The organism is Comamonas sp. Tr-654 (assembly GCF_011752915.1).
Taxonomy (GTDB): Bacteria; Pseudomonadota; Gammaproteobacteria; order Burkholderiales; family Burkholderiaceae_C; genus Comamonas.
On sequence record NZ_VWWQ01000004.1, the window covers coordinates 368,618 to 380,615 of the forward strand.

The 11,998-nt window shown below is 65.3% G+C and carries 12 protein-coding genes; 8 read left to right on the forward strand and 4 right to left on the reverse strand.

Going from position 1 to position 11,998, the window contains the following annotated elements; all coding sequences use genetic code 11:
* Positions 1 to 43 precede the first annotated feature (43 nt).
* Positions 44 to 805, forward strand: coding sequence for a 16S rRNA (adenine(1518)-N(6)/adenine(1519)-N(6))-dimethyltransferase RsmA (gene rsmA, locus F3J24_RS14940; RefSeq protein WP_167007810.1), 762 nt, complete (start codon positions 44 to 46; stop codon positions 803 to 805).
* A gap of 62 nt (positions 806 to 867) precedes the next feature.
* Here the strand turns inward: rsmA and F3J24_RS14945 are convergent, their stop codons facing one another.
* A complete protein-coding gene (locus tag F3J24_RS14945; protein ID WP_167007812.1) occupies positions 868 to 2,223 on the reverse strand; it encodes an aspartate aminotransferase family protein in 1,356 nt (451 codons plus the stop codon).
* Positions 2,224 to 2,560: 337 nt separating this feature from the next.
* Positions 2,561 to 2,815, reverse strand: coding sequence for a DUF2061 domain-containing protein (locus F3J24_RS14950; RefSeq protein ID WP_167007815.1), 255 nt, complete (start codon positions 2,813 to 2,815; stop codon positions 2,561 to 2,563).
* Between the two features lie 197 nt (positions 2,816 to 3,012).
* Between F3J24_RS14950 and F3J24_RS14955 the strand changes: the two genes are divergently transcribed.
* The 3 genes from F3J24_RS14955 to F3J24_RS14965 are packed head-to-tail and all read left to right on the forward strand — an operon-like array spanning position 3,013 to position 5,064.
* A complete protein-coding gene (locus F3J24_RS14955; RefSeq protein ID WP_167007818.1) occupies positions 3,013 to 3,525 on the forward strand; it encodes a GNAT family N-acetyltransferase in 513 nt (170 codons plus the stop codon).
* Between the two features lie 26 nt (positions 3,526 to 3,551).
* Positions 3,552 to 4,109 (forward strand): NUDIX hydrolase, encoded by a 558-nt coding sequence (locus tag F3J24_RS14960; RefSeq protein ID WP_059440011.1) that lies wholly within the window; start codon positions 3,552 to 3,554, stop codon positions 4,107 to 4,109.
* A 58-nt stretch (positions 4,110 to 4,167) separates the two neighbouring features.
* Positions 4,168 to 5,064: a DMT family transporter gene (locus F3J24_RS14965; protein WP_167007821.1), complete on the forward strand. Its 897-nt coding sequence runs from the start codon at positions 4,168 to 4,170 to the stop codon at positions 5,062 to 5,064.
* A 22-nt stretch (positions 5,065 to 5,086) separates the two neighbouring features.
* Here F3J24_RS14965 and F3J24_RS14970 read toward each other — a convergent pair whose 3' ends face one another.
* Complete coding sequence (locus tag F3J24_RS14970) at positions 5,087 to 6,007, reverse strand: LysR family transcriptional regulator (RefSeq protein WP_167007824.1); 921 nt, start codon at positions 6,005 to 6,007, stop codon at positions 5,087 to 5,089.
* A gap of 171 nt (positions 6,008 to 6,178) precedes the next feature.
* On the opposite strand from F3J24_RS14970, the gene F3J24_RS14975 reads away from it, so the two are divergent.
* The 4 genes from F3J24_RS14975 (at position 6,179) to F3J24_RS14990 (ending at position 10,836) form a co-directional block, all read left to right on the forward strand.
* Positions 6,179 to 7,189, forward strand: a complete 1,011-nt coding sequence (locus tag F3J24_RS14975; RefSeq protein ID WP_167007827.1) for a tripartite tricarboxylate transporter substrate binding protein — start codon at positions 6,179 to 6,181, stop codon at positions 7,187 to 7,189.
* Positions 7,190 to 7,367: 178 nt separating this feature from the next.
* Positions 7,368 to 8,984, forward strand: coding sequence for a gamma-glutamyltransferase family protein (locus F3J24_RS14980; protein WP_167007830.1), 1,617 nt, complete (start codon positions 7,368 to 7,370; stop codon positions 8,982 to 8,984).
* Between the two features lie 187 nt (positions 8,985 to 9,171).
* Positions 9,172 to 10,095 (forward strand): RNA polymerase sigma-70 factor, encoded by a 924-nt coding sequence (locus tag F3J24_RS14985; protein WP_167007833.1) that lies wholly within the window; start codon positions 9,172 to 9,174, stop codon positions 10,093 to 10,095.
* 243 nt (positions 10,096 to 10,338) lie between these two features.
* Complete coding sequence (locus F3J24_RS14990) at positions 10,339 to 10,836, forward strand: carboxymuconolactone decarboxylase family protein (RefSeq protein ID WP_167007836.1); 498 nt, start codon at positions 10,339 to 10,341, stop codon at positions 10,834 to 10,836.
* Positions 10,837 to 10,944: 108 nt separating this feature from the next.
* Here the strand turns inward: F3J24_RS14990 and F3J24_RS14995 are convergent, their stop codons facing one another.
* A complete protein-coding gene (locus F3J24_RS14995; protein WP_205244789.1) occupies positions 10,945 to 11,928 on the reverse strand; it encodes a tripartite tricarboxylate transporter substrate binding protein in 984 nt (327 codons plus the stop codon).
* Positions 11,929 to 11,998 lie beyond the last annotated feature (70 nt).

Below are 11,998 nucleotides of genomic sequence, written 5' to 3' on the forward strand. Positions count from 1 at the left end.
GCTCCCCCATTCCAAGCGGTGCCCTGGCACCGCTTTCGCATTCATGAAACATATTCCCCGCAAGCGCTTCGGCCAGAACTTCCTGACCGACGGCGCCATCATCGACAACATCGTCCAGGCCATCGATCCCAAGGCGGGCGAACCCATGGTCGAGATCGGCCCCGGCCTGATGGCGCTGTCCCAGCCCCTGGTCGAGCGCCTGGGCAAGCTCACCGTGATCGAGCTGGACCGCGATCTGGCGGCCCGTCTGCGTCTGCGCGACGATCTCGATGTGGTCGAGTCCGATGTGCTCAAGGTGGACTTCCGCGCGCTGGCTGCGCGACTGGGCGTGGCCAAGCTGCGCGTGGTCGGCAATCTGCCCTACAACATCTCCAGCCCCATTCTTTTTCATCTGCTGGAGCAGGTGGATGTGGTGCAGGACCAGCATTTCATGCTGCAAAAGGAAGTCATCGACCGCATGGTGGCCGATGCCGGCACCTCGGCCTACGGCCGCCTGTCGGTGATGCTGCAGTGGCGCTACGCCATGGAAGATGTGCTGTTCGTGCCGCCGGGCAGCTTCAATCCGCCTCCCAAGGTGGACAGTGCCGTGGTGCGCATGATTCCGCGCGAGCAGCCTGCGGATCTTGATCCCAAGCTGCTGGAAGAGATGGTGCAGGTCGCTTTCAGCCAGCGCCGCAAGATCTTGCGCAACACGCTGGGCAAGTGGCTGGAAGCCAAGGGCTTTGCCGGCGAGTTCGATCTGCAGCGCCGTGCGGAGGAGGTGCCGGTCGCCGAATTCGAAGCCCTGGCAGCACAGTTTTCCTGAATTAGGATGAAAGTGCTTCAATCGTTTACTGGGTAAGCGATTGAAGCTATTGATTTAATAGTTCAATCGGTGGCCTGCAGCGCAGCGCCCAGTGCGTTGATCAGCCGCTCGATCTCAGCCTGCTCGCTGATAAAGGGCGGCGCCAGCTGAATCGTGTCGCCGCCGTAGCGCACATAAAAGCCGGCCTCCCAGCATTTCATGGCGATCTCGTAAGGGCGTCTGGCGGGCTCGCCGGGCAGGGGGGCGATCGTGAGGCCCGCTGCCAGGCCGATATTGCGGATGTCCAGCACATGTCTGGCGCCCTTGAGACTGTGCACGGCCTGCTCGAAGAAGGGGGCCAGCGCGCGCACGCGGCCCGGGCCGTCCTCCCGCTCCAGCAGATCCAGTGCCGCAATGCCTGCCGCGCAGGCTACGGGATGGGCCGAATAGGTATAGCCGTGGGCAAATTCCAGCATGTACTGAGGCCCTCCTGCCGCCATGAACTGCTCATAGATGGCGGGCGAGACCACGCAGGCTCCCAGCGGCTGGGCGCCATTGCTGACCTGCTTGGCGATATTCATGATGTCCGGCGTCACGCCAAAGGCCTCGGCCGCCGTCATCGCTCCGAGGCGGCCAAAGCCCGTGATGACCTCGTCGAAGATCAGCAGGATGTCGTGCTGGGTGCAGATTTCGCGCAAACGCTGCAGATAGCCGGCGGGAGGAATCACCACCCCGCCCGAGCCCGACATGGGCTCCACGATCACGGCGGCGATATTGCTGGCGTCATGCAGGGCGATCAGATCGAGCAGCCGGTCTGCCAGGGCGCGACCATCGGTCTGGGGTTGGCCCTTGAAGAACGAACCTGCTGGTGGCTGGGTGTGCGGCAGATGGTCGGCTTCGATCCCTTGGCCGAACATCTTGCGGTTGCCCCCCATGCCGCCTACCGAGATGCCGCCAAAGTTCACGCCGTGATAGCCCTTCTCACGCCCGATCAGCCGGGTCTTGGAACCCTGGCCCCTGGCACGCCAGTAGGCGCGCGCCATCTTCAGCGAGGTGTCGGCGGCTTCCGAGCCCGAACCGGTGAAGAACACATGCTCAAGCCCCTGGGGCATCAGTGCCACGATGCGGTTGGCAAGCGCGAACGAAGCCGGGTGGCCGAACTGGAAGGCGGGAGCGTAATCGAGCTGCAGCGCGGCCTGTCCAATGGCCTCGGCGATCTCGCGGCGGCCATGGCCCAGACCCGAGCACCACAGGCCCGAGAGACCGTCGAAAATGCGCCGGCCTTCGGCATCACTGTAGTAGGCGCCCTGTGCGCCGGTGATGATGCGGGGCCTGGCCTTGAAGTTGCGGTTGCCGGTGAACGGCATCCAGTGGGCGCTCAGCCATTGTTCGTCGTGGCGGGAGAGGTCTGCGGATGTCTGGCGGTCTGCAAGCTGCATGGGAACTCCTTGAATTCCCGACCATTGTTGGCCTTGGGCCTGGTTTGGCAAATAGCCGCAAACCCATGGGCGCGAGGTCGAACTGGCATGTTTCTCATAACTTATCCACAGACACCGCTGGTGTTGGAGAGCCGGTCCTGGATGGTTTTCAGGCGTTCATGATCAAAAAATCAGACAAGGCCTGGGGTATTTGATATCTATCAACGGTTTATCACAAGGCTTGTTCACAAGATTTCTACAGATCTTGGAGATGACCGTTGCAGTCGCCCAGCGTGGCCAGGGAGCGCAGCAGCCATTGCCCAAAAGTGGCAGGATGGTCGGTGTTCATAGGCGGCTCTCAGGCGCTCAGCGCTTGTCCATTAAGCACTTGTTGCTCACGCTTCTTCAGGCGGCGCTCCCAGACTTTTTCATGGAAGAAGAAGGCAAAGGCCTGGACCGTGGGCTCCAGCAGGCTCAGCGTCAGCGAGGCAATCAGATTGCCGGTCACGGCATAGGCGACGCAGGCGGCCACGGTGATGTGAATCACGTAATAGCTGGCGGTCTTGGTCAGCGTGAGCTGGTTCTGGCGCAATGTCTTGATCAAGCGTGTCATCTGTTTCTCCCTGTGCGATGAATGAATGGTAGGGAGGATGGCGCCGAGTTTCCAATTGAGAATCATTACCATTGCGATAGCGCCTACAGACTACTGCGGGATGAATGGCTTGCTAAGCTATGTGCCGGATTTTGATTGAAATCGGCAACCAGCCCTTTTCGGATAAGCGTTGGTAGCTATTGATTTGAGAGTTTTTGATGCCGGAGTTGATGCCAATCCAGCTGCGCGCGTTGGGAGCGGACGATGTGGATGCCCTGCTGCGTATTCAGGAGCATTGCTATGGTGCGGACTTTGCCGAGCCGCGCGAGGTGTTTGTGCGCCGCTTGCAGACGGCCGGGCATTGTTCCTGGGCGGCCGAGCAAGGGGGTGAGCTGGTGGCCTATCTGGCGGCCTACTGGTCGCGCCCCGGGGCCATCACGCCGCTCAACGGCGACTTTGCCGAATATGACGACGCCAGCGTGCTCTATCTGCACGATATGGCCGTGTCCGAGGCTGCAGCCGGCCAGGGCCTGGCGCGGCGCATGGTGCAGGCCCTGAAGGCGCAGGCCAGAGCACGCGGCGTGCAGCGCACGGCACTGGTTTCGGTGCAGGGCTCACGGCTTTACTGGGAGCGTCAAGGCTATGTGGTCGAATCCGTGACAAATGCTGCGCAACAACAACATTTGGACAGTTACGGCGAAGGAGCGCTCTATATGGTGGGATTTATCTGACACATCGTCGGGTTGGGACAAGGATAATGCCCGCCATGCCCAATCGCTGGAAACCCAATGTGACTGTCTCGGCCATCATCGAACGCGATGGCCGTTTTTTGCTGGTGGAAGAACAAACGGCGGATGGACTGCGTCTGAACACGCCGGCCGGTCATCTGGACCCTTCCGAAAGCCCTGTCGATGCCTGTGTGCGCGAAGTCATGGAAGAGACGGCCTACAGCTTCACGCCCACGGCCCTGGTCGGCATCTACATGAACCGTTTTGTGCGCACGCGCACGGGATCGGACATCACCTATCTGCGCTTTGCCTTCACGGGCGATCTGGGCATGCACCATGCCCAGCGCCATCTGGACGACGGCATCGTGCGCAGCGTCTGGCTCTCTCTCGACGAGCTGCGGGCCACCGAGCATCTGCACCGCAGCCCTATCGTGCTGGAGTCGGTGGGCGATTATCTGGCCGGCCAGCGCTATGACATTGGACTGATCCATGCCGATGCCAGCATCTACAAGGTGCCGCAGCTGACGCGCCCAGTGCCCGAAGAGGCCGGTGCCACGCTGGACGATGTGCTGGTGCAGATTCACTGATCCTGGCATTCGGCAGTTGTGACAGGCGTGAAGGCCGGGGCTGTGCACAATGCCCTGTATGTCTGTAGCCAGCCTGATCCGACTCATGACACTGGCCGCCCTCTGGGGCGGCAGTTTTTTATTCATGCGCGTGGCCGTGCCCCATCTCGGGGCCGTGCCCACTGCCGTGGGGCGCGGCCTGTTTTCGGCGCTGGGCCTTGGCGCGGCGCTGTTTGCCATGGGCTACCGGCCCAGGATCGGGTGCCATCTGTGGCCCTTGCTGGGGCTGGGCGTCATCAATTCCGGCATCCCCTTTCTCATGTACGCGCTGGCAGCCCAGGTGCTGCCATCGGGCTATAGCGCGATCTTCAATGCCACCACGCCGCTGGTGGCCACGGTGGTGGGAGCGCTGGTGTTTGCCGAGGCGATCACGCCCGCGCGCGTGGCTGCAGTGCTGCTGGGGATTGGCGGCGTGGCGGTGCTGGCCCAGGCCGGGCCACTGGATCTCGGCAGCGCCGTGCTGGGCGGCATGGCGGCCTGTTTTGTGGCCACCGTCTGCTATGCGTTTTCCAGCTATCTGACCCTCAGGATTGCGGGCGCCAATGCGTCCGTGGACACGCGCGCTGCCGTTTTCATCAGCCAGCTCGGCGCGCTGATGGTGCTGATACCGGCGCTGCTCATCGACATCGCGCTGGAGCCCGGCATGCTGGCCAGGCTGCAGGCCGCGCCGCTGCTGGCATGGGGCAATGTGGCGCTGCTGGGCCTGTTGAGCACGGCTCTGGCCTATGTGCTGTACTTCAGGCTGATTGCCGACGAGGGGCCGCAGAAGGCGCTGACCGTGACCTTCATCGTGCCCGTGTTTGCCGTGCTCTGGGGCTGGGCCCTGCTCGATGAGTCCCTGACCATCGCACATGCCATGGGGGGCGGGCTGATTGCGCTGTCGCTCTGGCTGGTACTGCGCCCCAAGGCGGATTGAGCCGGCGCGAGCGGTTGCCGTGTCACCAGGCTGCGGGCAGGCGCAGCTGCAAAAGCTCCAGAAAGGACTGCGCCGCATGCGGCAGCGTGCGGCCGGCCAGGGTCTGCACCTCAATATCGCGCAGATCCATGCCGCGGTCGCTGAGCGGCACGGCTACGAGCGCCCCTGTGGCCACCATGTCGCGGGCGGCGATTTCGCTGGCCACGGCAACCGCCGTGCCCTGGGCCGCAAAGTTCAGCAGCGTCTTGCCGTGATTGCTCTCCAGGGCCGGTGCCAGCATCAGCCCCTGGCGGCTGCAGGCTGCGTCCAGCAGCTGGCGCACGGCCGTGCTGGGCGGCGTCAGTGCCAGCGGATAGCGCACCAGCCTGGCCAGTGCCACGCTGCGCTCCTGCGCCAGTTCATGGCCGGATGCCACCAGCGCCAGCACGGGCGCGGCCACGCGGCAGGCGACGGCGATACCGGGCTCGGGGGCCCGGCTGAAACACAGGCCTATATCGGCCATGCCGGTGCGCACGGCACCGGGAACTTCGTGCGTGGGAAGCACCGTCACCTCGAAGACGATACCGCTGTGCTGGCGCTGGAAGGCCGCGCACAGGCGCGGCAGGAATTCGCTGGCGAAGGCGTCGGAGCTGGCGATACGCACCTTGCCGCTGCGCAGGCCCTGCAAGGCCTTGATCTCGTCCAGCGCGCGCTCCGCGTCCAGCCCCGCACGGCGCGCATGATCTGCCAGGATCTCGCCGGCAGCGTTGAGCACCATGCCGCGCGGGCGGCGCTCGAACAGCGGCGTGCCCAGGCGCGCCTCCAATGCTGCAATCTGGCGGCTGATGGCCGAGGCCGCCACATGCAGCCTTGCCGAAGCCTCGGTCAGCGAGCCGCATTGCGCGACTTCGTGGAAGTAGCGCAATGCGGTGTCTTGGAGCAGCAAATGGCGGGACTCGGGCATGGCAGTCGGTGAAAGCAAACCCCCATTGTGCTTGGTTTGCTGTTTTGGCAATGACGGCTTGCAAATTTGCCGATAGCGGCAAATGCCTCGGCTTTCTAAGATGTCCCGTTCGATGGTTGCCGGGCAGCGGCGCCCCCTTTCGAACAAGCTGCCATTTCACCGGGAGTTGCCATGCGGGCACGGTTTACTGTTTCAACGACGCGCCGCCAGTGGCTCCATGCCGCAGCGGCGGTGGCCGGCGGCCTGCTGGCCTTGCCGGCACTGGCCCAGGGCGAGGCCGCCTGGCCCAGCCGACCGGTGCGGGTGATCGTGCCGTTTCCGGCCAGCGGCGCGACCGATCTGGTGGCACGTGTGATCGCGCAGCGCGTATCGCAGGAGCTGGGCCAGCAACTGGTCATCGACAACCGGCCCGGCGCCGGCGGCACCATAGGCACGGCCGAGGCCGCCAAGGCGGCGGCCGACGGCTACACGCTGCTGTTCACCACCAGCAGCACACATGCGATCTCGCCGCATCTGATGCCCAGGCTGGCCTACAAGGCGGACAAGGACTTCAGTCCCATCGCGCACACGGCGGACGCGGCCAGCGTACTGCTGGTCACGCCCTCGCTGCCGGTCAAGAGCGTGCAGGAGCTGATTGCCTATGCCAAGGCCAATCCTGGCAAGCTCAACTATGCCACCAGCGGCAACGGCACCATCGTGCACCTGAACACCGCTGCCTTTGCTGCGCAGGCCGGCATACAGCTCGCCCATGTGCCCTACAAGGGCACCGCGCAATCGATCACCGATCTGGCGGCAGGCCAGGTGCATCTGCTGTTCGACTCCATTCCCACGGGCATGCCCCATGTGGCCAGCGGCCGCCTGCGTGCCCTGGCCGTGACCGGCGACAGGCGCAGCACGCTGGCTCCGAATCTGCCCACGGTGGCCGAATCGGGCCTGCCAGGCTATTCCTCGGTCACCTGGTTCGGTGTCTATGGCCCGGCCGGCATGAAGCCCGAGCTGGTCGGCCGGATCAACCAGGCCTTCAACCGCGCCATCCAGAATCCCGAGGTGATCGCCAGCCTGGCCAAGCAGGGCGTGGAGCCCGCCAAGCCGCAGACGCCAGGACAGTTCTCCGCCATGGTGCAGGCCGACAGCGCGCGCTGGGCCAAGGTCATCAGGGACAACCACATCACTTTGGAATAAAACACCCCCTGAGTCGCTTCGCCTGGGCGGTCCCGCGCCTTCCCCCTGACTGGGCGTCTTCTCTCGCTGCGCGGGAGGGGGAGCACGCCATCGCTGCAGGGCGACCCTTGCTCGGCGTGCGCCGTTGGAGGTGCCAGCCTTATGCGCGGCGCCCATGAATCACTGATCGGACTTAGATATGACCAACCTCGTCAAGGACTGGACGCTTCCCTATGCCTCGAACCGCTCGCCTGTGCTGGGGCGCAATGTGGTCAGCACTTCGCAGCCGCTGGCCGCGCAGGCCGGCCTGTCCATGCTGCTGGCCGGCGGCAACGCCGTGGACGCGGCGCTGGCCGCGGCGATGACGCTCACCGTGGTCGAACCCACGGGCTGCGGCATCGGCAGTGACGGCTTTGCCATCGTCTGGGACGGCAAGGAGCTGCACGGCCTCAACGCCTCGGGGCGCTCGCCTGCGGGTTGGACGCCCGACTACTTTGCCCAGCTCGGCGGCATACCCGAGAAGGGCTGGAATGCCGTGACCGTACCAGGTGCCGTGTCGGCCTGGGTGGCGCTGTCCAAGCGTTTCGGCAAGCTGCCCTTTGCGCAGGTGGCCCAGCCCGCCATAGCCTATGCGCGCAACGGTTTCGCGGTCTCGCCCACGATTGCCACGCTGTGGGAGCTGGGCGGCAAGAAACTGGGCGACCAGCCAGGCTTTGCCGAGTGCTTTCTGCCAGGCGGCCGCGCACCCCGGGCCGGTGAGGTATTCAGGAGCGAAGCCCATGCGCGCACGCTCGAGGAGATTGCCGAAACCATGGGCGAGTCCTTCTACCGTGGCGCGCTGGCCAGAAAGATGGTCGAGCATGCGCGCGCCTGTGGCGGCGTGATGAGCGAGCAAGACCTGGCCGCGCACCAGGCCGATTGGGTGGGCACGGTGTCGCAGAAGTTCGGCGATTCGGTGATCCATGAGATTCCGCCCAACGGCCAGGGCATTGCGGCGCTGATGGCGCTGGGCATGCTCGACGAGTTGGGTGCGGGTGGCGAGCCGATCGGATCGCAGCCGCTGGACGGCGTGGACAGCGTGCACCTGCAGATCGAGGCCATGAAGCTGGCCTTTGCCGACCTGCACCAGTACAACGCTGACCTTGACCATATGCGCGTCACCCCAGTGCAGTTGCTGGACCGCGACTACCTGCGCGAACGCGCGCAGCTGATCGATCGCGAAAAGGCGAGCGACCCTCGCTGCGGCGCGCCCCGGCCCGGCGGCACGGTCTACCTGGCGGCGGCCGATGCCAGCGGCATGATGGTCTCCTTCATCCAGTCCAACTACATGGGCTTCGGCTCGGGCGTGGTCGTGCCGGGCACGGGCATCAGCCTGCAGAACCGCGGCCACGGCTTTACCACCGAGGCCGGACATGCCAACCAGGTCGGCCCGCGCAAGCGCCCCTCGCACACTATCATTCCGGCCTTTGCCATGCATGCCGACGGCACGCCGCAAATGGCGTTCGGCGTCATGGGCGGCCCGATGCAGAGCCAGGGCCATCTGCAGATGGCGCTGCGCGTGCTGCGCTACGGCCAGAACCCGCAGGCTGCGGCCGATGCACCGCGCTGGCGCGTGACCGGCGGCAAGGGCGTGGCCGTGGAACCATCCTTCGATGCCGCCGTGGTTGAGCAACTGCGCGCACGCGGCCATGAGGTCAGCGTCGAGACCGGCCACGGCGTGTTCGCCTTTGGCGGCGCCCAGCTGGTGCTGCGCGACGGCGAGCACTACATCGCGGGCTCCGATCCGCGCAAGGATGGGTGCGCGGTGGGGTATTGAGGTCCCCCCTGAGCGGCTGCGCCGGGACGACACCTTCGGTGCGGGGCGGCCCTTCCTCGGTGTCTCTAGCTTGGGGCGCGCCGGTTTTAAGCTTGGCGCGTTGTCACAAAAGCTGCGACTTCTGCGTCTAAGGCTTGGTGCCTGACACACTGGGTGGCTGGCCCGGCCTATTTGCAGGAGACCTCACGTGAGCCCCACTTCCCACACTGCGCCGCCCGCCGATGCGGGACTGCAGGATTTCGAGCGCCATCGCCCGCGCCTGTTCGGGCTGGCCTATCGCATGCTGGGCCAGCGGGCCGAGGCTGAGGATCTGGTGCAGGATGTCTGGCTGCGCTGGCAGGACAGCGAGCGCACCTCCATTGCCCAGCCCGAGGCCTGGTTGGTGACCACGGCCACGCGGCTGGCCATAGACCGGCTGCGGCGCCTGCGTGTGGAGCGCGAGCACTATGCGGGTTTCTGGCTGCCCGAGCCGCTGGTCCAGCCCTGGACCGAGGCCGCTCCCTCGGCCGAGGAGCTGCTGGAGCAGGCCCATGATGTCTCCACGGCGCTGCTGTTCGTGCTGGAGCAACTGACGCCCGAGGAGCGCGCGGCCTTTTTGCTGCGTGAGGTCTTCGATGCCGACTACGCCGAAGTGGCCCAGGCGCTGGGTCGCAGCGAGGCCGCCTGCCGCCAGTTGGTTCACCGCGCGCGTGCCCATGTGAAGGCCGGGCGGCCGCGCTTTGAGGCGCCCGCACAAGCCCATGCCGAGCTGCTGCGCCGCTTTGCCCAGGCGGCGCGGGGCGGCGATCTGGCGCAGATCCAGGCGCTCTTCGCGCCCGACGCCGCGCTGATCAGCGACGGCGGCGGCAAGGTGGCATCCTTTGGCCGCGTGCTGGAAACCGGGCGCCGCCTGGCGCTGCTGTACTTCGCCATGGCCCGGCGCCTGCGCCGCGACGGGCAGGAGCAGACCCTGCATCTGGCGCGGGTCAACGGCCTGCCGGGTCTGGTGCGCTGCGTGGATGGCCAGGTGGAGTCGGTGCAGACGCTGCTGGTCGAGGACGGACTGATCCGGCGCATCTACACGCTGCGCAATCCGGACAAGCTGACCCGCGTGCTGGTGCCGGCTGCCTGATTGCCTGCGGCCTGATGGGCGATGCGTCGTAGAAGGCAAAAAAACAATAGCTGCTACCGCCATTCAATCAAAAGCTTCAGATGGTTTTATTGCTGAATTTGTTTTGCAGCAGGCGATAGCAGCTATGTTTATTGATGGTCCGGTGATGGATGACGAGGCCTGTCACAAACCGCGCCGCTGCCGCGTCTAAGAGGCATGGGCCGGCCGCAGGGGCGGGCCTGCAATGCCTCAAGGAGTATTCACATGGCCGACATCGCCAATCCCACCGCGAACCCTATTGCCATCCCCACGCCGCGCCTGGATTTCCGTGCGCTGGCTCCCGAGCTCTACAAGGCGCAGGCCGGCCTCAACGCCCAGATCGCGCACTCCAGTCTCGGTGTGCAGCTGCTGGAGCTGGTCTATCTGCGCGTCTCGCAGATCAACGGCTGCGCTTTCTGCGTGGACATGCATGTGCGCGAGCTGCTGTCGCGCGGTGAGGACCTGCAGCGCATCAACAGCGTGGTGGTCTGGCGTGAGGTGGACTTGTTCGAGATGCGCGAGCGCGCCGCACTGAACTGGGCCGAGCGCTGCACGCAGCTGAGCCAGGCCCACCCCGGGCAGCAGGACTTCGAGGCCCTGCGTCCCTACTTCAGCGAGCGCGAAATCGTGGAGCTCAGCTACGCCATCGGCTGCATCAATGTCTGGAACCGTCTGTGCGTGGGCTTTGCGGCTCCCGTGGAAAAAAAGCCCATCACAGTCTGAGCGGCTGCCCTGCGGCACGGCGCTGTCGGCGAGGCCCTTGCTCGCCGCCCTGACCTGGATTGCGTCCCAACTCATGCCTTATGCATCGGCGCGAGCTGGGTTGTGCGCTCAGTTCTGGGTGATCTTGCGTTCCTTGACCACCTTGCCCCATTGCTCGTATTCCTTCTTCATGAAGGCCGCGAACTCGGCGCGGGTCGTGGGCTGGGGTGTCAGGCCGTGGACCTTGAGCGCCTCGGCCACTGCCGGGTCCTTGAGCACCTTGACGATCTCCAGGTTCCAGCGGTCCAGCACGGGCGTGGGGGTCTTGCCGGGGGCGACGAAGGCATACCAGTTCAGCGCCTCGAAGCCCGGATAGCCGGCTTCGGCCACGGTGGGAATATTGGGCATATAGGCGGGGCGGGTCAGACCGGTGGTGGCCAGCGGAATCAGCTTGCCGGTCTCGACATGCGGCAGGGCCGTCGGGGGCGCGGCAAAGTAGGAGGTGACACGCTCGCCCAGCAGGTCCTGTAGGGCCGGTGCACCGCCCTTGTAGGGCACATGAACCATCTCCACGCCGGCGCGCTGGTTGAACAGCTCGCCCGCCAGATGCGAGGCCGAGCCCGCGCCGGTCGATGCATAGTCCACGCTGCCGGGGCTCTTCTTGGCCTTGGCCACGAACTCGGCCAGGTTCTTCACGCCGGCGCCCTTGTGCACCACCAGCACATTGGGGAAGTTCACGCCGCCCGAGATGGGCGCCAGGTCGGTGAAGGGGTTGTAGCCCACCTTCATGATGTGGGGCGCAATCGTCAGCGGGCCGATGGAGCCGAAGAGCAGCACCGAGCCGTCGGTCGGGGCCTTGGCCACGAACTGGTGGGCGATATTGCCGCCCGCGCCGCCCTTGTTGTCCACCACTACGGTCTGGCCGATGTTCTCGCCCAGCTTCTTGGCAATCATGCGCGCTGCCGCGTCGGCAGCTCCGCCAGCGGCAAAGCCCACGACCAGCGTCACGGGCTTGTTGGGCAGCCAGTCAGGTGCGGCCTGTGCTGCCGAGCCCAGGCTCAGCAGGGAGGCGGCCACGGCCGTGGCGCGCAGGAAATGGCGTTTGTTCATCATGGGATGTCTCCTTGGTCGGGGGAAGGAATGCCGGTGGTACGGCTCGCCGGTGATCCGGCTGGCCCGTAAT

Coding starts and splice junctions, on each gene's coding strand:
- F3J24_RS14990 (WP_167007836.1), top strand. CDS start 10,339: ATGGCCGACATCGCCAATCCCACCGCGAACCCTATTGCCATCCCCACG.
- F3J24_RS14960 (WP_059440011.1), top strand. CDS start 3,552: ATGCCCGCCATGCCCAATCGCTGGAAACCCAATGTGACTGTCTCGGCC.
- F3J24_RS14995 (WP_205244789.1), bottom strand. CDS start 11,928: ATGATGAACAAACGCCATTTCCTGCGCGCCACGGCCGTGGCCGCCTCC.
- F3J24_RS14965 (WP_167007821.1), top strand. CDS start 4,168: ATGTCTGTAGCCAGCCTGATCCGACTCATGACACTGGCCGCCCTCTGG.
- F3J24_RS14950 (WP_167007815.1), bottom strand. CDS start 2,815: ATGACACGCTTGATCAAGACATTGCGCCAGAACCAGCTCACGCTGACC.
- F3J24_RS14955 (WP_167007818.1), top strand. CDS start 3,013: ATGCCGGAGTTGATGCCAATCCAGCTGCGCGCGTTGGGAGCGGACGAT.
- F3J24_RS14945 (WP_167007812.1), bottom strand. CDS start 2,223: ATGCAGCTTGCAGACCGCCAGACATCCGCAGACCTCTCCCGCCACGAC.
- F3J24_RS14970 (WP_167007824.1), bottom strand. CDS start 6,007: ATGCCCGAGTCCCGCCATTTGCTGCTCCAAGACACCGCATTGCGCTAC.
- rsmA (WP_167007810.1), top strand. CDS start 44: ATGAAACATATTCCCCGCAAGCGCTTCGGCCAGAACTTCCTGACCGAC.
- F3J24_RS14975 (WP_167007827.1), top strand. CDS start 6,179: ATGCGGGCACGGTTTACTGTTTCAACGACGCGCCGCCAGTGGCTCCAT.
- F3J24_RS14980 (WP_167007830.1), top strand. CDS start 7,368: ATGACCAACCTCGTCAAGGACTGGACGCTTCCCTATGCCTCGAACCGC.